Source organism: Micromonospora sp. CP22 (assembly GCF_009712475.1).
Classification (GTDB): Bacteria; Actinomycetota; Actinomycetes; order Mycobacteriales; family Micromonosporaceae; genus Micromonospora.
In genome coordinates this window covers 282,129-301,053 of sequence record NZ_VCJO01000002.1, presented here as the reverse complement: position 1 = coordinate 301,053, position 18,925 = coordinate 282,129, and the positions used below count along the sequence as shown (strand labels likewise).

The window sequence follows — 18,925 nt, the reverse complement described above, 5'->3', positions numbered from 1 at the left end:
CGTGGCGCGTCACGACCCAGTGCGGTCGCTGCGCGCCGCGTCCCTGAACCCGACGAAGGGATCACTTCGTGAGTCGGCCGTGGAGCCGGTTCGCCGCCCGCACCGCAGCCGTCGCGCTGCTCTCGGTGGGTGTAGCCGGCGGTTTCTACCTGAGCGAGGACCGCCAGTCGCAACGCTCGAATCCAGGCCAGCAGCAGGTGGCCGGCAGCGTCAGCGAGATCGACGTCAACGTCGAGTACCGGCAGGAGGAGACGGTCTCCCGCCAGGTCCGCACCGCCCGTCAGCAGGCGTCCGAGGTCCGGAAGCAGGCCAAGGCCGCCGCCGAGAAGGCCCGTAAGGCCGAGGAGGCAGCCCGCCGGAAGGCCGCCGAGAAGGCTGCCAAGGAGGCCGCCGCCCGAGCCGCGAAGCCGTACGACGGGCCGATCCCCGAGTCCTGCGAGGAGTACAGCGGCAACCGGAAGGTCGGCTGCGCACTCATGATCGACGCGGGCTTCAAGATCGACCAGTTCCCCTGCCTGGACAAGCTCTGGCAGAAGGAGAGCGGCTGGAACCACAAGGCCCGTAACCGCTCCTCCGGGGCGTACGGCATTCCGCAGGCGTACCCGGGGAGCAAGATGGCCTCGGTCGGCTCGGACTGGGAGACCAACCCGGTCACCCAGATCAAGTGGGGGCTCGGCTACATCAAGGGTCGATACAGCACCCCCTGCGGGGCGTGGACACACTCGCAGAACAAGGGCTACTACTGAGCCGAATCACAGCGGCGGGGCGCGGACGAACGCACCCCGCCGCTGTGTCGCGTCTCGGGAAGAGTGGCGGCTGCCCGCGTTTGCTGATAGCTGTTGACGGGTGACCCTGCTCCCCGGAAGTGGCGACCCCTACCGGTTCGGCACCGTAGCCTTCTACGCGTCCATCGGTCGGGCGTTCGTCGCCATGTGCGCGGTGGTGCCGGTGCTCTTCCTGATCGAGGGTCTCGATGTCTGGCTCGGCGCCGGGTTCGACTCCGCAGCCGGGATCATCCCGCAGCGCCTCGACGGGCTGGACGGCGTCTTCTTCTCACCGTTCCTGCACCACGGGTTCGACCACCTCTACAGCAACAGCATCCCGCTGATCCTCCTCGGCACCTTCGTGCTGGCGGCGGGCGCTCGGCGCTTCCTCTGGTCCACCCTGGTGATCGTCCTGGTCAGCGGGCTCGGCGTGTGGTTCACCGGCTCGCCCAACACGATCGTGGTCGGAGCCAGCGGGGTGATCTTCGGCTACCTCGGGATCCTGCTCACCCGGGGCATCTTCGAGCGGAGCTGGTGGAACTTCGCCGTGTTCCTGCTGGTCGGGCTCCTCTACGGCGGCCAGTTGGCCGGGGTGCTGCCCACCGACGAACGGATCTCCTGGCAGGGGCACCTGTTCGGGCTGCTCGGCGGCATCGTGGCGGCGATCATCTTCCGTCGACGCCGGTCCGACCTCGACGGGCCGTACCGCTCCGAGTCCTCGATGACCATGCCCTGACCCGTCCGCCGAGCGTCGCGATCGCCACGGCGGCCAGGGTCAGCACGACGCCGAGCAGGGTGGTCCCGTCGGGCCGCGCCGCAGCGGGCAGCAGCAGGTCCAGCAGCGCCGCACCGACCACCTGTCCGGAGACGGTGGCCAGGCCGAGTAGCAGCACGCCGGTGAGGCGGACCACTGCGGCGGCCACCGCGATGAAGGTGACGCCGACCGGTCCGCCGAGGTAGAGCCAGACATCGGAGGGGAGCCCGCCGGGCGGCAGGCCCCGGAACGCGAGGCTGACCACGAACGCGGCCAGGAGCACCGCCGTACCGACGGCGAAGTTCACCAGCGTGGCGGTCAACGTGCTGTCGCTGGCCACCCGCACCCAGCCGTTCACCGCCTGCTGCCAGGCCACCGCCACCCCGGCCAGCAGCGGCAGGACCGCCAGACCGAGGATCGCCGGCTGACCGATCCGGTCGCCGACCGCCACCAGCACCGCGACCACGGTCAGCACCGCGCCGGCCAACCGGGCGACGGTCACCGGGCGGCGGCCACCCGGGCCGATCCCCGCCCGGTCGACGAGCAGGCTGCTGGCGGACTGGCCGGCCACGATCGCCACGGTGAACACCGCGACTCCCAGGGTGCCGACCGTGACCCCCTGGCTGAACACCAGGAACGCGCCACAGGCGCCGCCGAGACACTGCCAGGGGCGAAGTGTCCCCCGGGAGAGGGCGGTCCGCAGCGTCGCCAGCCCGCGCCGCCCGGCAGCGGTGGCCGGGACCAGCACCAGCAACAGCACCAGGCCCGATCCGAACGAGATGACGGCGGCGGCGAGCCCGTCGCCGAGGCGTACGCCCAACTCGCCGTTGATCCGCGACTGCGTCGCCACCCCGACCCCGGCCACGGTCGCCAGCGCCACCGCGCCGAGCCGGCGACCCGCCGACACCGTCGGCCGGGTCGCCGTCAGGGTGCTCAAGCCTGTTCGTCCAGCGGTCGGCCGTCGAAATCCACCGCCGAGTAGAGCGCCAGCTTCTCCAACCGGTGGTACGAGTCGATCACCCGGATCGTGCCGCTCTTGGAGCGCATCACGATCGACTGGGTGTACGCCCCGCCAGCCCGGTACCGCACCCCGCGCAGCAGGTCACCGGAGGTGATGCCGGTGGCCACGAAGAAGCAGTTGTCGCCGGTGACCAGGTCGTCGGTGGTGAGTACCCGGTCCAGGTCGTGGCCGGCGGCGATCGCCTTCTCGCGTTCGGCGTCGTCCCGTGGCCAGAGCTTGGCCTGCATCATGCCGCCCATGCACTTGAGCGCGCAGGCGGCGGTGATCCCCTCCGGGGTGCCGCCGATGCCCATCAGCACGTCGACGTCCGACTCTCCCCGTGCGGCGGCGATCGCACCGGCGATGTCGCCGTCGGAGATGAAGCGGATGCCGGCGCCGGTGCGGCGGATCTCGTCGACCAGGCCGTCGTGCCGGGACCGGTCGAGCACACAGACGGTGACCTCGGAGACGCTGGTGCCCTTGGCCTTGGCGATGCGGCGCAGGTTCTCCACGGTGCCGGCCTCGATGTCCACCACGTCCGCGTACGCCGGGCCGACGGCGAGCTTCTCCATGTAGAAGACCGCGCTCGGGTCGAACATCGCACCCCGTTCGGCCACCGCCAGCACCGCGAGGGCGTTCGGCATCCCCTTGCTCATCAGGGTGGTGCCGTCGATCGGGTCGACCGCGACGTCCACCTCGGGGCCGTCGCCGTCGCCGACCTCCTCACCGTTGAAGAGCATCGGGGCGTTGTCCTTCTCGCCCTCGCCGATCACCACGACGCCCTTCATCGGGATCGAGTTGATCAGCTTGCGCATGGCGTCGACGGCGGCGCCGTCGCCGCCCTCCTTGTCACCCCGGCCGACCCACCGGCCGGCGGCCATCGCTGCCGCCTCGGTGACCCTGACCAGATCGAGGGCGAGGTTGCGGTCGAGGTTCTGGGGAATTCGCGTCCTGGTAGTGGTCATGTGAACGGCTCCTCCTCGCGGCGGTGCGGGGCGGGCCGGCGCTGCCGGCTTCGGTCCTGATCCTCACACGATGGCGGACGCGCGGCCGGGCCGGGGCGGTGATGGGAGGGATACCGCCGGTCGGGCGGCTGCCAGAATGGCGGGGTGGAACCTGCACAGCCTGCCGACCGCGTACCCGCTGATCAGCCTGGGCCCGCACCCGCTGCGGAGTCCGGGGCGACGCCGGGGGCAGCCGACCAACCCGTGCCGCCGCCCGCCGCCGTGAAATCCGACCGGTCCCCCCGGGACATGGCGATCTCGCTGCTGGTGCTGCTGATCCCGATCGTCCTGCTGCTCGCCTTCTACCGGGGTTTCCTCGGTGGGGACCAGCCGACCACTGTCGATCCCACGCCCGCCTTCGAGCAGGCGAGGGCGGCGGGTGCGTTCCCGGTGAGCGAACCGGCCGCACTGGGCGACGGGTGGCGCACCGTACGCGCGAGCTACCGCACGGCAGAGGGCGGGGCGGTCCTGCGGGTGGGATATGTCACCCCCGAGGGGCGGGGCCTGCAACTCGTGCAGAGCGACGTGCCGCCGGAGCGGCTGTTGCCGATCGAGTTGACCGAAGAGGGGCGGCCGCAGGGGCAGACCGACCTCGGGTCCAGCACCTGGCAGCGCTACACGGCCCGGGGCAACGAGCAGGCGTTGGTGCTGCTCCAGCCGGAGCGTACGGTGATCGTCGTCGGCGACGCCCGGGACAACGAGCTGCGGGCCCTCGCCATTGCCGTGGACTGATCCGGCCGCGCCCGGGACGGCCCCGGGGGCGCTCCGATCGGCGGTGGTGCCCCCTTTCTGTCGGTCGGGTCCGCTACGCTCCCCGGGTTCGATGCCTTGCCGGTTTCGACCGGCCAGGATTCCCGGCTTGAAGAGAGACAATCTGTGAACATTCGACGGTGGAGCGTCGGCCTCATCGCCGCCACGCTGCTCGTTCCCGCCCTCGTCGCCTGCAACAACTCCAGCGGCGACTCGTCCTCCACGGCGTCCGACGCGGGCGTTCCGTCCGACCCGAAGGCGGCGCTGGTCGCCTCCACCAAGGGGCTGGAGGAGGGCAACTTCACGTTCTCCATCGAGGCTGACTCGATGTCGGGCAAGGGCACGGTGCACAAGCCCAGCAAGAGCGCTCAGATGACGATGACCGTGGGTGGCGACGACTTCACCATGGACTTCGACCTCATCCAGATCCAGCCGGACACCTGGGTGAAGGTCGACCTGGGCGACCTCTTCGCCGGCATCCCCGGGATGGACGCCTTCAAGGACAAGTACCAGCACCTCGACGCCGCCAAGGCGAAGGGCGCCAAGAACCTCGACATCTTCAAGGACGGCACCGACCCGACCGACGCCAAGGGCATGTTCGACGGCCTCGTCGACGTGGAGAAGACCGGCGAGGGCACCTACCGCGGCACCTTCGACCTGACCAAGGTTGAGGATTCGGTCGCGGCCGACCAGGACCTGCTCAAGGAACTGGGCGACCAGGCCAAGTCGGTCCCGTTCACCGCGAAGCTGGACGCCGAGGGCCGGATCAACGAGCTGGTCCTGTCCATCCCGGCGGCTGGCGAGGCGAAGGCGCAGGACGTCAAGATCACCTACGGCGACTACGGTTCGGCGACGGAGGCGCAGAAGCCCCCGGCGGACCAGGTCATCGAGGCGAACGAGCAGACCTACGAGATGTTCAAGTAGGTCCAACGGCAGTGCTGCGGGGGTGGGCGCAAGCCCACCCCCGCTTCGCGTTCCGGCGACCGGGGTCGGGGACGCGTCCGGGGCCGGGTGATTGCGCGGGCGGGTGGCAGGGAACAGAGGAGAGCAGCCTCCGGGGCGAGAACGCGCCGGATGACCCTGCTGGGAGACACCGATGACCGTTCGACGACTGAGCGCCGGCCTCGTGGCCGTCGCCATCTTCACGCCCGGAGTCGCCGCCTGCACCACCACCGGTGACGCTGGGCCGACCGCCACGCCGTCCGTCACCGCCAGCGGTGCCGCCCCCGAGGCGGACGCCGACGCGAAGCAGGCGCTGCTGGACTCGACCCGGGAGATCCGCAACGGCAACTTCCGGTTCAGCATGTCCGGTGCCGGCTCGACCGCCGAGGGGCAGGTGCACCAGCCGAGCCAGAGCGCGGAGATCCGGCTACGCCTCGGCGAGCCGACCGACGACCTGGCGATCGGCCTCGATCTCGTCCACGCCAAGCCGGACAGCTGGGTGAAGCTGGACCTCAAGGGCCAGGCGGCCACCAGCGTGCCCGGGGTGGACCGACTCAACCTCGGCAAGTACCAGCACCTCGACCAGAACCGCATCCGGGGCAACCGCAGCCTCGGCTTCGACTTCGACAAGATCGACCCGGCCGGCAGCGAGGCACTGACCCAGGCGGTCACCGACGTCAGCCGGACCGGTGAGGGCGCGTACAGCGGCACCCTCGACCTGTCGAAGGCGGCCGAGGCCGGGTCGCTCGACCCGACTTTGATCACGACGCTCGGCGCGGAGGCGAACTCCGTGCCGTTCACCGCGACGACCGACGCTCAGGGGCGACTCACCGAGCTGGTCATCCGGCTGCCGGAGGCCGGCCGGGCCGCCGGGCAGGAGATCAAGGTGACGTACTCCGACTACGGCAACGCGACCGAGGCGACCAAGCCCACGCCCGACCAGGTCGTCGAGGCTCCGCCGGAGCTGTACCAGCTGTTCGACTGAGCCCGGGGCGTGGTGGACGCCGTGGCGACGCCCGCTCGGCCCGGTCAGCTCGCCGGGTCGGGCCGGGCGGCGCTCGGCCGGGTCAGGTCGCCGGGTCGGGCCGGGCGGCGTCGATGCGGGCCCGGGCACCGTCGAGCCAGCGCTGGCAGACGACCGCCAGCGCCTCGCCGCGCTCCCACAACGCCAGCGACTCCTCCAGCGAGGTGCCGCCAGCCTCCAGCCGCTCCACCACCGACGCTAGTTCGGCGCGGGCCTGCTCGTAGCTGAGCCGCTCGTCCGACCCGCTGGTCTTCTCGTCAGTCATCGCACCCATCTCAGCACAACCACCCGACACCCCGGACGACCGCACCACCGTCCGGGTCAGGTGTCGACCGTGGCGGACAGTTCACCGTCGGCGAGGCGTACCCGCAGCGGATCACCGGCGGCCACCTCGGCGGCCGCGCGGACGACCTGATCGTCGGCGCGTTGCACGATGGCGTAGCCACGGTCGAGGGTGGCGGCCGGCGAGAGGGCGCGCAGCCGGGCCAGACTGTGCCGGAGATCGTCGCTGGCGATGGCGAGGCGATGATCCAGGCAGCGACCGGCGCGCTGGCGCAGGGCGGCCACGTCGGCGGCCCGTTGCTCGACCATCACCTGTGGCCGGGCCAGCACCGGCCGGGAGCGCAGCGCGTCGATGCGGTGGGACTCCCGGTCGACGAGGTTGTGTACGGCCCGGTGCAGCCGGTGCCGCGCCTGCTTGATCAGGCGTACCTCCTCGGTCAGGTCGGGCACCACCCGCTTGGCCGCGTCGGTGGGGGTCGACGCCCGGACGTCGGCCACATAGTCGACCAGCGGTGCGTCCGTCTCGTGGCCGATCGCACTGACCACCGGCGTACGGCACGCGAAGACGGCCCGGCACAATGCCTCGTCGGAGAAGGGCAGCAGATCCTCGATGCCACCTCCGCCACGGGCCAGGATGATGACGTCGATGCTCGGGTCCGCGTCGAGCACCCTGAGCGCGTCCACGATCTGGGGAACGGCGCTCGGTCCCTGCACCGCCACGTTCACCGTGCGGAACTCCACTGCCGGCCAGCGGCGACGGGCGTTGGTCAGCACGTCCCGTTCGGCGGCGCTGGCCCGACCGGTGATCAGCCCGATGCGCTGCGGCAGGAACGGCGGTCGGCGCTTGCGGGCCCGGTCGAACAGCCCCTCGGCGGCGAGCAGCTTCTTGAGCTTCTCCAGCCGGGCGAGCAGCTCACCGAGACCGACCTGGCGGATCTCGTCCGCGCGCAGGCTGAGCGTGCCCCGGGCGGCGTAGAACTCGGGTTTGGCGTGCAGCACCACGCGGGCGCCCTCGCGCAGCTCCGGCGCACCGGAGTCGAGGACGTCGCGGTTGGTGGTGACCGTCAGGCTCAGGTCGGCGGACGGGTCACGCAGGGTCAGGAACACGGTGCTGGCGCCGGGCCGTCGGCTGATCTGCGCCACCTGCCCGTCGACCCACACCCACCCGAGCCGGGCCACCCAGGCACCGATCTTCTGGCTGACCACGCGTACCGGCCACGGCTCCTCCGAGCTGCTCTTCCCGCCCTCACCAGCCACCACCCCACCACCCTACGGCTCACCCGTACCAGCAGCGTTGATCATGAAGCTGTCGCCTGCGGTGCGGCGTGTCGCGGGGTGTCGACGGGGTGCTCGACGTGGGGTGGGCGGGGGCGCGACCACTGCCGGGTGTTTCACCGGCACGTACGATGGGCGGGTGACTGAGGTTGATGCGACGTCCCGGACCGGCAAGCGCGTGCTCCTGGCCAAGCCCCGCGGCTACTGCGCGGGCGTGGACCGGGCGGTGCAGACCGTCGAGGAGGCGCTCAAGCTCTACGGTGCCCCCATCTACGTCCGCAAGCAGATCGTGCACAACAAGCACGTGGTGCAGACACTGGAGGCCAAGGGTGCCATCTTCGTGGAGGAGAACGAGGAGGTGCCCGAGGGCGCCACGGTGATCTTCTCCGCGCACGGCGTGGCGCCGGAGGTCTACGAGCAGGCCAGGCAGCGCTCGCTCAAGGCGATCGACGCCACCTGCCCGCTGGTGACCAAGGTGCACCACGAGGCGAAGCGGTTCGCCGCCGAGGACTACGACATCCTGCTCATCGGCCACGAGGGGCACGAGGAGGTCATCGGCACCTCCGGCGAGGCACCGGAGCACATCCAGCTGGTGGACGGCCCGGAGGACGCCGACCGGATCACCGTGCGGGACCCGAACAAGGTCGTCTGGCTGTCGCAGACCACGCTGTCGGTGGACGAGACCATGGAGACCGTGGCCCGGCTCAAGAAGCGCCTGCCGATGCTCCAGTCGCCGCCCAGCGACGACATCTGCTACGCCACCAGCAACCGGCAGCACGTGATCAAGGAGATCGCGCCGCAGTGCGACGTGGTCATCGTCGTCGGCTCACGCAACTCGTCCAACTCCGTACGCCTGGTCGAGGTCGCCCTCGACGGCGGTGCTCGGGCAGGACACCTGGTCGACTTCGCCCACGAGATCGAGGACTCCTGGCTCGCCGACGCGCGGACGGTGGGCCTGACCTCCGGCGCGAGCGTGCCGGACGAATTGGTGCAGGAGGTGCTGGCGCACCTCGCCGAGCGCGGCTTCACCGACGTGGAGGAAGTGGTGACCGCGAACGAGCGGCTCACCTTCTCGCTGCCGCAGGAGCTCAAGCGCGACATGAAGGCCGCTGCGGCGGCCCGCGACTGAGCAGGGCCGGGAAGGCCGATGGGAACTGTTCACCGCGCCGGTGCGTCAGAGCTGGCATGAGGAGCCTTCGGATCGCCGCCACCGCGCTGATCGTCTGCACGGCGCTCGCCGCCTGCGGCGGTCAGGACGCGGGGGATGACACCATCACCCCCACCCCGACGGGAGCATCGCCGGTGACCGAGTTGCCGACCCCGGACCCGAGCCTGTCCGCACCCTCGCCCTCCGACCCGGTGGACCCGACGGCACCGCGCACCCGACCGACGGTGCGGCCGAGCGCCCCGTCGAAGCCGCCGACGACCGGTGAGATCACCCTGACCGGTCGGGTCGAGTCCGGTGTCGAGCCCGGCTGCCTCCTACTCGACGGCTACCTGCTGCTCGGCGGCCCCCGCGACGTGCTCACCTCGGGTGCCTCGGTGACCGTGACCGGGCGTCCCGACCCGACCATGATGTCCACCTGCCAGCAGGGCACCCCGTTCGTCGTCAGCTCCGCCAAGCGCAGCTGACGCGCGGCTCCGGGCATCCTCGGCGGCAGCACCGGCCAACGGTGTGATCGATTGATGGCAGTATGCCCGGGTGCGATACCGACCGATCCTTCCTGCGGCGGCCGGGGCACTCGCCGCCGTTCACGTCCTCGGCATCCTCACCGGCGTTCCCCTGCTGCGGCAGGCCGAGGTGGCCGCGCTGCTGCTGCTGTTGGCGTACGCGTTGACCGCCCGGCTACCGGTCCGGCCGGCGTGGAGGTTGCCGCCGCCATGCTCGTGCCGCTCGCACTCGCCTTCGGCTCACTCGTGCTGACTGCCCTGCTGGCCGAACACCGGCACCGGCTCGCTGCCGGTGCTGCCGTCCTGCTGGTGCCGGTCGCGCTGACCTATCTGGACATCGCGCTGGAATCGTTGACGCTGCCGCCGTACGCCGGACGTGGTGTCCTCGTCACCGCCGCGTCGCATGCCGCCGCGAGTCTGCCCGCCGTCGGACCGGCCGTCCTCGCCGGTGCCGAGTTGGTGGCTTACCTGCTGCTCGTGGTGGGTCTGGTCGGCCGCTACCCGCAACGGGCCGAGCCGGCCTGACGGATGCCGGGCGGCTGAGACCGCGCCGGGCAACCCTCGGTAGACAGACGGAAGCCCGTCTTCGGCGAACCGGAGACGGGCTTCCGTGTTGCGATGGTGTCAGTTCACCGCGCCGACCGAGACCGCGCCGCGGCCGACGACCGCGCCTTCGTCGGTCACCACGGACAGCTCACCGAAGAGCGAGCGACCCGCAGCCGGAGCGGACTGGGCGGTCACCGAGCCCGAGATGGTGCCGGTGGCACCGTTGGCGAGGGCGAGGCTGCCGCCCGACGCCGTGAGGGTGCCGAGCGCCGGGGAGGCGAACGAGTCCCGGTAGTCGTACTCGGTGCTGCCACCGGCACCGTCGACCGAGTACGCCTCGACGACGACGGTGTAGGTGCCCGCCGGCGGGTTGGCGATGGTCACGAACTCCTCGGAGTCACCGTCGGCGTTGTAGGCCACCAGGGCGCCGCCCCGGTAGACGAACAGGTCGAGGTCGGCACCGGCGTTCGAGGTGTTGCCGATGCGGGCGGTGAAGCTGGTGGCTCCCGCCGGTACCTCGACGGTGAACTCCTGCTCCGCGTGCTCCGCGATGGTCGGCCGCTCGCTGTGCGAGCTGGCCAGCGGACCACCCTGGCCGGTCACCGTGACCGGGCCGAAGGTGTTCTCCAGCGACCAGGTGACCGGGGTCGGGGTACCGGCGGCCACCGCCGGCAGTTCGACCACGGCCGGCTCGACGGCGACGCCCTGCACCCGTGCCTTGAGCTGGTACGGGTTGTTCAGCGCCGGCGAGGTCCGCCGGGACTCGACCTCGATCTCCCAGACGCCCGGCATCGGGTTCTGGTAGTCACGCTCGAAGGCGTTGCAGGCGCTGGCGAAGTTGGTGAAGCAGGTCAGGCTGGAGGTGCTCTCCACCGGAACGCCCCACGGGTTGAACGCGATGAAGCGGGTCTGGGAGCCGGTGGCGATGCCGGAGAGGTTCACCTGCAGCGCACCGGCACCCGGCGGCACCGTCACGAAGTACGACGTGGTGTTGTTCCGGTCCACCGAGCCCTGCGCCGAGTAGGCGAAGTTGGGCTTGCTGACGTCGTTCGAGGCCACCACGACGGCGGAGAACTCGAAGTCGATCGTGTTGGTGGCCGGGTCGTCGACGGTCACGATCGTGCTGTGCGCGCCCGCGGTCTTGGGCTTGGCGGTGATCGTGATGGTGACGGTCTGGTTGAGCGGCAGCTTGACGTCCTTCGGCGCCGAGAAGGTGCCGTTGTTGCCGCGCAGGCCGACCTTGTGCTTCACGTTGCCGGTCGGGCCGCTGGTCCGGGTCAGCTTGACCTGGTACGACTTCGACTGGTTGATCTTCTGGCCACCGTCTGCGGAACCGCAGCGGTTGTAGATGCCGGTGCCCCGGTGCGGGGTGGCCAGCATGCCGGAGAGCGGCGTGCAGACCGGAGCGTCAGCGGTGTACGAGCGGGTCTGCACACCCTTCTTGATCAGCTTCCACGCACCCGGCACGTCGAACATGCCGTAGCCCTGCCCGTAGGTCGGGGTGTCGGCGATCGGCTTGGCCGAGGTGAAGATCGCCCGGCGCAGCATCTCCGGGGTGACGCCCCGGTCGGTCGCCTTGGCCGCCGACAGCAGCAGCGCGGCGGCGCCGGCTGCCTGCGGGGAGGCCATCGAGGTGCCGTTGAACATGCCGTAACCCGGCGGCAGCGAGTAGCCGGCCTCGGGGACCGGGCTGCCGGCCTGCCAGACCGGGGTGGTGGAGATGGCCGAGCCCGGCGCGGCGATGTTCGGCTTGGCGCCACCGTCCTCACGCGGGCCGCGCGAGGAGAAGTTGAACAGCGCGTTCTTCTTCTTGACCACCGAGCCGTAGTTGGCCAGCCAGGTGTCCTTGCTGACGCTGGCGGCGACGCTGACCACATTGGTCGACGCCGACGGGTCGCCGATTGTGTTCACGCCCGGGCCGGAGTTGCCGGCCGAGATGAACATCTGCACCCCGTACGTGGTGATCAGGTTGTTGTAGAGGGTGGCGCGGGCGTTGTTGCCGTCGTTGAGCGCCGGCAGACCACCGATCGACATGTTGATCACGTCGACGCCGCGGTTGATCACCAGATCGGCCATGCCGGTGGTGAGTGCGGCGGCCGTGCAGCCACCGCCCCAGGAGCAGGCACGGGAGGAAACGATCTTGGCGCCGGGTGCCGCACCGTCGAACGCGCCGTTGCCGAGCATGTCGTTGGCGGCGGTGATGCCGGCGACGTGCGTGCCGTGCGCGCTCTCGATGATGCCGATGTTGACGTAGTCGACCAGACCGGGACCGCCCAGCGGAGTGGTGTCCACGTTCTTGCGGTACTCGACGACGAACGACATCCGCTCCTTGACCGGAGTGTCGGGGTTGTCGGTGCCGAAGTAGCCGACGTCGAACTTCTCCTTGTACGGCCGCATGACGGCCTCGTCGGTGAAGTCGCCGTCCTGGTCGGTGTCGACCCAGATGTTGTTGGTGGCCGGGTCGAACAGAATGCCGAACTGGTCGGTGTTGTCGCCGTCGCGGTTGACGTCACCGGCCGGGTCGCTGTTGTTCGTGATGTTCTCGCTGAACAGGTTGAACCGGTAGTTGCCCGCCGGCGCGGTCCACGTGCGACCGGCCAGGGTGAACGTCGGCCCGGTCACCTGGTTGATCATCGGCCGCCAGGTGGGGTCCTCGAACGGGTCGGTGGCGGTCACCCAGTCGACGATCTTGCGCTCGCCGGTGGTGGTCTTCTGCAGCGCGGGGTGCTCCAGGTCCACACCGGAGTCCATGATGCCGATGGTGACGCCGCGGCCGTCCCACTTCGGGTTCTGCTTGACGAACTTGACCGCGCCGGTCTCGTTCGTCGGCATGTACGGGTTGTCGGCCTTCGTCTTGGCACCCGGGCCGGGCAGCGTGCTGCCCTGCTTGTCGGCCTTCTTGCCGTTCGGGGCGACGTCCGGCGTCGGGTCCGGGAGCTGGATCTCCTCGTCCAGGTCGATCGCGGCGACACCGGGCAGCTTGGCCGCCTTGACCGCCTTGCTGGTCGGCACCTTCGCGAGCACATATCCGATGGTGTCGTAGCGCTCGGTAACGGCGGCGCCGAGGTCCTTCAGGTCGTCGGCGACGTCCTTCGCCTTGCCCTTGTCGGTGGCGACGATCATCGTGACGGTGGGGGCGTTCTTCGCCTCCGCCTCGGCGAGCAGCTTGGCGTCGTGCTGGCCCAACGCCTCGGCGGGGGTGGCCTGCGCGGCGTCCGGTCCGGCAGGAGCGGCGCTCGCGGTGGCGGCACCGCCCGCCACGGTCACGGCGCTGGCCGCCATCACCGAGGCGAAGAGCGCGGCAGAGGTACGCCGGCTCAGGTTTCGGGGTTTACTCACGTTCTCTTTCCTCCAGAGAACTCAGGCGCCCTCAGATGCAGGGCACGCGTGAGCGAAATCCTTCGTGGTGCCGCCCGTCGATGTCACTACCGGCAGGTACGTTGTGACCATCTCGTGATACGCGAGACGCACATTGTCATATCGAAGATGGTAAAGGTCGGCATCAGGTGGACCGACTTCGATCATCTGGAGTGGATTCCGCAAGCAGTTCTGGCGCTTGCGGCTGCCGGGGTGCCAACTCCACCTGCCCCGGCGTGGGCAGTTCCTGATCTGACACGCCCAGCTCGGCCAGCTTGCGGGCACTCACCAAGACGCGGGCCTCCAACGAGCCCACCGCCCGGTTGTACGCGGTGACCGCGCCACCGAGTGAGGCACCGAGCTTGCCGACGTGCTCACCGAGCGTCGACAGCCGTCCGTACAGTTCCCGTGCCAGTGTGTGCACGGCCATCGCGTTACGGGTCAACTGCTCCTGCCGCCACGACCAGGCGACCGTACGCAGCAGCGCGACCAGGGTCGCCGGGGTGGCCAGCACCACGTTGCGGGCGAACGCGTGCTCCAACAGCGTCGGATCGCGTTGCAGGGCGACGTCCAGGAACGGGTCGGCCGGCACGAACAGCACCACGAACTCCGGTGTGGACTCGAAGGCGGCCCAGTACGACTTGGCGGCCAACGCGTCGACGTGCGCCCGGAGGTGCTTCGCGTGCAGGTCGAGGTGGGTGTCCCGGCCCCGCTCGTCGCGCGCCTCCATCGCGGTGAGGTACGCGTCGAACGGCGCCTTGGCGTCCACCACCACGCTCCGGCCGCCGTGCAGGCGGACCACCAGGTCGGGGCGTACCGTCTGCTGGTCGGTGGTGGCGGTGACCTGCTCGGCGAAGTCGCAGTGCTCCACCATGCCGGCGGCCTCGACGATCCGGCGCAACTGGTGCTCGCCCCACCGGCCGCGTACCTGTGGTGCGCGCAGCGCCGCCACCAACTGTTTGGTCTCCGTACGCAACTCACCGGAGACCACGCTCATCGAGCGCACCTGCTCCCGCAGTTCGGCGTACGCGTCGACCCGCTCCCGTTCGAGGTCGGCGACCCGCTGCTCGTAGCGCCGCAGCGTCTCGTGCAGCGGGGCCACCGCCCGGGCGACCGCCTCCTGCGACTGGGCCGTCGCCTCGTAGCTCAGCGCGCGCATCGACTGCTCCAGCCGCCCCTCGCCCTCGCGGGTGGCGCGCAGCGTGGCATCCAACCGGGCGATCTCGCTCGCCGAGCGGGCTCGGGCGGCGAACCAGCCGACCGCGCCGCCGGTACCGAGACAGACGACGACAACCGCGAGGGTCGAGAGCTCCATCCTCATGAGCTTGCCAAAGACAGGCCCTTCCCGCCCGTACGGGTGCCGGGTGGCTTCCGCGCGTGGCTCAGCCGGTGTTGCGCATGCCGGCGGCGATGCCGTTGACCGTGGTGAGCAGGGCGCGCTCCAGGGCCGTGCCGTCGTTGGGGGCCCGTCGGCCACCCGGCGCGGTGGCCACCGCACGCCCGGCCGCCCCCGACTCGCGGTACTGCCGCAGCAGCGCCACCTGGAGGTGGTGCAACGGTTCCAGGTAGGTGTCGCGGACGGCAAGGGTGCGTTGCAGCACCGGGGAGTTCTCCAGCAGGTCCGGTGAGTCGGTGACCGCCAGCACCTCGCGCCGGGTCAGCTCGTACTCCTGCTCGATCTTGTCGAAGATCGGGTGCAGCTTCTTCGGGACGAGGGTCTCCACATACCGGCGGGCGATGCTGAGGTCGGTCTTGGTCAGCATCATCTCCACGTTGGACAGGAACGTGCGGAAGAAGTGCCAGTTGCGGTGCATCTCGGCCAGCACGTCGGCCAGACCGGCCTCCCGGGCGGCGGCCAGGCCGGAGCCGACGCCGAACCAGCCGGGGACGATCTGCCGGGTCTGGGTCCAACCGAACACCCACGGGATGGCTCGCAGCCCGGACAACCCGGCCCCGGTGTTCGGCCGCTTGGCGGGCCGGGAGCCGATGTTCAGCGCACCGAGCAACTCCGTCGGGGTGGAGGCCCAGAAGTACGCGGGCAGGTCCGGATCCTCCACCAGCGACCGGTACGACCGGAAGGCCGACTCGGACACCACGTCCATCGCCGCGTCCCAGCGTTCCAGCATCTCGGCGGGTTGCCGGGGCGCGGTGTGCAGCAGCGTCGCCTGGAGCACGGCGGCCACGCTCAGCTCCAGGTTCTCCCGAGCCAGCGCGGGCAGGGTGTACTTGTCGGAGATCACCTCACCCTGCTCGGTCACCTTGATCGCGCCGTCCAGGGTGCCGTAGGGCTGGGCCAGGATCGCGTCGTGCGTGGGGCCGCCGCCGCGCCCGACGGTGCCACCCCGGCCGTGGAAGAGCCGCAAATGCACCCCGTGCCGGGCGGCCACGTCGCGCAGTGCCCGCTGCGCCCGGTGGATGGACCACTGACTGGTGGTGATGCCGGCCTCCTTGTTGGAGTCGGAGTAGCCGAGCATCACCTCCTGCACGTCTCCCCGCGCGGCCACCAACGCCCGGTACGCGGGCAGTGACAGCAGCTCGTCGAGCAGGTCGCCACCGGCGTTCAGCTCGGCCGGGGTCTCCAGCAGCGGCACGAAACCGATCCGGGCCCGGCCGCTGTGCACGTCGACCAGACCGGCCTCCCGGGCGAGCACCACCGCGGCGAGCACGTCGTCGACACCGAGGGTCATCGAGATGATGTACGACTCGATGACCTCGGAGCCGAACCGGTCCTGCGCCTCACGGATGGTGGCGAACACGTCGAACGTCTTGCGGGCCGACTCGCTCAGCGGGGTGTCCGCCGTCGACAACGGTCGTCGGCCGGTCAACTCGTCGGCGAGCAGCTTGGTGCGCTCCAGCCGGCTCAGCGCCGGGTAGTCGTCGACCTCGCCCACCGCCGCGTACAGCTGGCTGAGCACCTCGTGGTGCTTCTCGGCGTGTTCGCGGACGTCCATGGTCGCCAGGTGCAGGCCGAACGCGGAGACGGTACGGATGGTCGAGGCGAGCCGACCGACGGCGGTGAGCTGGCCGGAGTTGCGGGCCAGCGAGGCGCGCAGCAGGTCCAGGTCGGCGATCAGTTCGGCCGAGCCCCGGTAGTCCCGTCCCGGCACATGCGGCGTGCCCTGACGCAGCCGGGCCCGGGTGTTGGCGAGCTTGGCGCGGATGCAGCGGGCCTTGAGCCGGTACGGCTCCTCGGCGTTGACCCGGCGGAACCGGGGTGCCACCTCGGGCAGCGCGTCGAGGTCGGCGGCGAGGCTGGCGGAGAGGTCGAGCGACACCCCGCGCAGTCGGCGGGAGACCGACACCTCGTTGATCAGCTCCTCCATCGCCGCCTCGGTGGCGGTCAGCCCGTGCTCGTGCTGGATGGCCAGCACCTCGCGGGTCACCGTCGGGGTGACGAACGGGTTGCCGTCCCGGTCGCCGCCGATCCAGGTGCCGAAGGTCAGCGGCCGGGCCGTGGGGGAGGTCTCCACACCGAGGGTGCGCAGCGTCTCGGCCAGGTCGTCGAGCACCTGCGGAGCGGCCTCGGCGTAGAGGTCACGCAGGTAGTAGATGGCGTTACGCGCCTCGTCGGTCGGATCGGGCCGATCCAACCGCAGCTCGTCGGTCTGCCACATCAGGTCGAGCAGCTCGGCCAGTCGCCGGTTCGCCGGACCCTCGTCGCTGGCCCCGTAGAGGATCGCGTTGGCCGTCTCGGCGTCCAACTCGTCAGCGATCGCGCGCAGCTTGGACAGGATCGACCGGCGGGCGGCCTCGGTCGGGTGGGCGGTGAAGACCGGGCGTACCGCCAGCCGGCGGGCCACCGACGCGATCTCCTCGGCCGGCACGCCGCGCTCGGCGATCATCTTGGCCGCCTGGTCCAGCCAGCCGCCCTGGACGGCCCGGCGGCGGCGCAGGTCCCGGGCCCGGTGCACCTGCTCGGTGATGTTGGCCAGGTGGAAGTAGGTGGAGAAGGCGCGCGCCAGCTTGGTGCCCGTGCTCACGTCGAGCCCGGCGAGCCGGCGGGCGGCGGCCGGGGCGTCGGTGCGGACCTGGGCGCGGATCTCCTCGACCAGGTCGAGCAGCGGGCGGCCCTCCTGGCGAGCCAGGGTCTGCCCGAGTAGCGTGCCCAACCTGCGGATGTCGGCGCGCAGGGCGGCGTCGGGGCCGTCGTGATCGTGCTGGTCGGTCACCATGCGCTCCTCACGTCAGTACGAAGGACAGCGCTGTCCGACTTCCTCCGATCGTATCCGCGCCGCCCCCCGTGCAAGGAAGGGCCCCTTACTAACGCCTGGCGTTGTACAAGGGGCCCTTCCTAACGTCTGGGCGTCCGAGGAGTTCCACACCGTCAGCCTACGGGCTGTCGTACGCCCGGAAGCAGCGCGCCGCGATCAGCCGAGCCTTCGCCGAGTACGCCCCGGCCGCGGTCCTGGTCTTCGACGTCGGCCTACGCGATCTTGGACATTGCGCATCAAAGGAAACTGGCCAAGTCAGATTGCACAGCTGCAGGGGTGTCAGGTGAGGGGGCAGCGACCGGCACTGAAATGGGCGACGGCCGCCAGGATCTCGGCCTCGGACTTGTCGGCGAAGTTCAACGTGGCGACGAGCCCGGAGCCGTAGAAGGCGCTCAACATCCCGGAGTCCAGTGCGGTGTACGTGCCGAGGTTCGCCAGGGCGTTCGGATCGTGCGGCCGGACGACCAGCATCTTCTCCAGGCTCCACCGGCGGCGCGAGATTTGCGCGACCCCCTCCCAGGGCAGCCAGATCGCCTGACCCCGAGTCGGCCGGGTGCGGATCCACAGACCGGCCGGGCCCAGGGCCAGCACCGGGCCGCCGGTGCCGATCAGCCACAGCTGGAGGCCCAGCGGCAGGCAGACGGCGGCCAGCAGGCAACCGAGCATGCCCACCACGGCGAGGACCGATCCCCTGCCGGACGTGGTCGAACTCGTGACGCCAACCCCGAAGCAGCAGGTGATCGGCACGATGAGCAGCAGCGCGAAACCCAGGAAGACCAGGCCCCGTTTGGTGACGTTGGGGCGTACGACGAAGGGTTGGTCCTCGGGGATGCGCCGCACGACCGGCGGTGGCTGACCGCCCGCCGGCGGTTGGTTGCCCGGCGGTAGGAAGTTGGGTGGGTACGGGCCGAGGGGGTTGCCGGCCGGCGGGCCGCTCTGCGGCGGCTGCGGCGGGAATTCGGGTGGCGGGGTCGTGCTCACCTGTCTCGCTTTCGGTCGATGGTGGCAGAGGCGCGGACCGGGAAGATGGTGGCAGAGGCGCGGACCGGGAAGATGGTGGCAGAGGCGTGGACCGGGAAGATGGTGCCAATCCCGGTGGGCAGCAGGGTGCGGGGGCTTACCATCAGCCGCCGGGCTCGTGTCGTCGATGTTGATCGGTTCGACGAAGTTCCCCGCTCATGGTTCGGTAGCCGATCACGCCAGCGGACCGGCGTCAACACGTCGGCGCCCGCCTGCCTCCGGGTGCCTGCTCGGCGCTGTCGCGCCGAACCGTCCGCGCTCTCAGGTCGACAGGGCCGGCACCACCTCCGGCACGCGGACCATCGCGGCGTCGGGTCGCCCGGTG

At 70.6% G+C, this 18,925-nt stretch carries 17 protein-coding genes; 9 read left to right on the top strand and 8 right to left on the bottom strand.

The window, feature by feature from the left end:
• Positions 1-68: 68 nt before the first annotated feature.
• Together FF096_RS04715 and FF096_RS04710 are read left to right on the top strand one after the other, a co-directional pair.
• Positions 69-746, top strand: a complete 678-nt coding sequence (locus FF096_RS04715; RefSeq protein ID WP_309222687.1) for a lytic transglycosylase domain-containing protein — start codon at positions 69-71, stop codon at positions 744-746.
• 100 nt (positions 747-846) lie between these two features.
• Entirely contained in the window at positions 847-1,500 is a 654-nt protein-coding gene (locus tag FF096_RS04710) for a rhomboid family intramembrane serine protease (protein WP_309222686.1), read from the top strand.
• On the opposite strand, the gene FF096_RS04705 is transcribed toward FF096_RS04710, so the two are convergent.
• Positions 1,430-2,446 (bottom strand): DMT family transporter, encoded by a 1,017-nt coding sequence (locus FF096_RS04705; protein WP_155215370.1) that lies wholly within the window; start codon positions 2,444-2,446, stop codon positions 1,430-1,432. The genes FF096_RS04710 and FF096_RS04705 overlap by 71 nt on opposite strands.
• Before the next feature lie 5 nt (positions 2,447-2,451).
• A complete protein-coding gene (gene glpX, locus FF096_RS04700; protein ID WP_155215130.1) occupies positions 2,452-3,483 on the bottom strand; it encodes a class II fructose-bisphosphatase in 1,032 nt (343 codons plus the stop codon).
• A 144-nt stretch (positions 3,484-3,627) separates the two neighbouring features.
• On the opposite strand from glpX, the gene FF096_RS04695 reads away from it, so the two are divergent.
• The 3 genes from FF096_RS04695 to FF096_RS04685 all read left to right on the top strand — a co-directional run bounded on the left by FF096_RS04695 (position 3,628) and on the right by FF096_RS04685 (position 6,199).
• Entirely contained in the window at positions 3,628-4,254 is a 627-nt protein-coding gene (locus tag FF096_RS04695) for a DUF4245 family protein (RefSeq protein WP_309222685.1), read from the top strand.
• 144 nt (positions 4,255-4,398) lie between these two features.
• Positions 4,399-5,196: a hypothetical protein gene (locus FF096_RS04690; RefSeq protein ID WP_309222684.1), complete on the top strand. Its 798-nt coding sequence runs from the start codon at positions 4,399-4,401 to the stop codon at positions 5,194-5,196.
• A gap of 172 nt (positions 5,197-5,368) precedes the next feature.
• Positions 5,369-6,199 (top strand): hypothetical protein, encoded by an 831-nt coding sequence (locus FF096_RS04685; protein WP_155215129.1) that lies wholly within the window; start codon positions 5,369-5,371, stop codon positions 6,197-6,199.
• Positions 6,200-6,281: 82 nt separating this feature from the next.
• Here the strand turns inward: FF096_RS04685 and FF096_RS04680 are convergent, their stop codons facing one another.
• Both FF096_RS04680 and xseA read right to left on the bottom strand, forming a co-directional pair.
• The gene (locus tag FF096_RS04680; RefSeq protein WP_375335285.1) at positions 6,282-6,512 is read right to left on the bottom strand and encodes an exodeoxyribonuclease VII small subunit; all 231 of its coding nucleotides are present in this window, start codon (positions 6,510-6,512) and stop codon (positions 6,282-6,284) included.
• Positions 6,513-6,559: 47 nt separating this feature from the next.
• Entirely contained in the window at positions 6,560-7,726 is a 1,167-nt protein-coding gene (gene xseA / locus FF096_RS04675; RefSeq protein WP_375335296.1) for an exodeoxyribonuclease VII large subunit, read from the bottom strand.
• Positions 7,727-7,934: 208 nt separating this feature from the next.
• Here xseA and FF096_RS04670 point away from each other — a divergent pair, with 208 nt between their 5' ends.
• The 4 genes from FF096_RS04670 (at position 7,935) to FF096_RS04660 (ending at position 9,991) form a co-directional block, all read left to right on the top strand.
• On the top strand, positions 7,935-8,924 hold the full coding sequence (locus FF096_RS04670; RefSeq protein WP_309222683.1) for a 4-hydroxy-3-methylbut-2-enyl diphosphate reductase: 990 nt from the start codon (positions 7,935-7,937) through the stop codon (positions 8,922-8,924).
• A gap of 56 nt (positions 8,925-8,980) precedes the next feature.
• Positions 8,981-9,427, top strand: coding sequence for a hypothetical protein (locus tag FF096_RS04665; RefSeq protein ID WP_155215125.1), 447 nt, complete (start codon positions 8,981-8,983; stop codon positions 9,425-9,427).
• A 70-nt stretch (positions 9,428-9,497) separates the two neighbouring features.
• Positions 9,498-9,719, top strand: a complete 222-nt coding sequence (locus FF096_RS26270; protein ID WP_196222457.1) for a hypothetical protein — start codon at positions 9,498-9,500, stop codon at positions 9,717-9,719.
• The gene (locus FF096_RS04660) at positions 9,677-9,991 is read left to right on the top strand and encodes a hypothetical protein (RefSeq protein ID WP_155215124.1); all 315 of its coding nucleotides are present in this window, start codon (positions 9,677-9,679) and stop codon (positions 9,989-9,991) included. Before FF096_RS26270 ends, FF096_RS04660 begins: the two co-directional genes overlap by 43 nt.
• A gap of 99 nt (positions 9,992-10,090) precedes the next feature.
• Here FF096_RS04660 and FF096_RS04655 read toward each other — a convergent pair whose 3' ends face one another.
• The 4 genes from FF096_RS04655 to FF096_RS26265 form a co-directional block, all read right to left on the bottom strand.
• Entirely contained in the window at positions 10,091-13,351 is a 3,261-nt protein-coding gene (locus tag FF096_RS04655) for a S8 family serine peptidase (RefSeq protein WP_309222682.1), read from the bottom strand.
• 163 nt (positions 13,352-13,514) lie between these two features.
• A complete protein-coding gene (locus FF096_RS04650; RefSeq protein WP_155215123.1) occupies positions 13,515-14,684 on the bottom strand; it encodes a DNA recombination protein RmuC in 1,170 nt (389 codons plus the stop codon).
• Positions 14,685-14,751: 67 nt separating this feature from the next.
• Complete coding sequence (ppc, locus tag FF096_RS04645; protein WP_309222681.1) at positions 14,752-17,538, bottom strand: phosphoenolpyruvate carboxylase; 2,787 nt, start codon at positions 17,536-17,538, stop codon at positions 14,752-14,754.
• A 321-nt stretch (positions 17,539-17,859) separates the two neighbouring features.
• Complete coding sequence (locus FF096_RS26265) at positions 17,860-18,561, bottom strand: hypothetical protein (protein WP_196222456.1); 702 nt, start codon at positions 18,559-18,561, stop codon at positions 17,860-17,862.
• Positions 18,562-18,925 lie beyond the last annotated feature (364 nt).

Coding starts and splice junctions, on each gene's coding strand:
- glpX (WP_155215130.1), bottom strand. CDS start 3,483: ATGACCACTACCAGGACGCGAATTCCCCAGAACCTCGACCGCAACCTC.
- FF096_RS04685 (WP_155215129.1), top strand. CDS start 5,369: ATGACCGTTCGACGACTGAGCGCCGGCCTCGTGGCCGTCGCCATCTTC.
- FF096_RS04680 (WP_375335285.1), bottom strand. CDS start 6,512: ATGGGTGCGATGACTGACGAGAAGACCAGCGGGTCGGACGAGCGGCTC.
- FF096_RS04665 (WP_155215125.1), top strand. CDS start 8,981: ATGAGGAGCCTTCGGATCGCCGCCACCGCGCTGATCGTCTGCACGGCG.
- FF096_RS04660 (WP_155215124.1), top strand. CDS start 9,677: ATGCTCGTGCCGCTCGCACTCGCCTTCGGCTCACTCGTGCTGACTGCC.
- FF096_RS04650 (WP_155215123.1), bottom strand. CDS start 14,684: ATGGAGCTCTCGACCCTCGCGGTTGTCGTCGTCTGTCTCGGTACCGGC.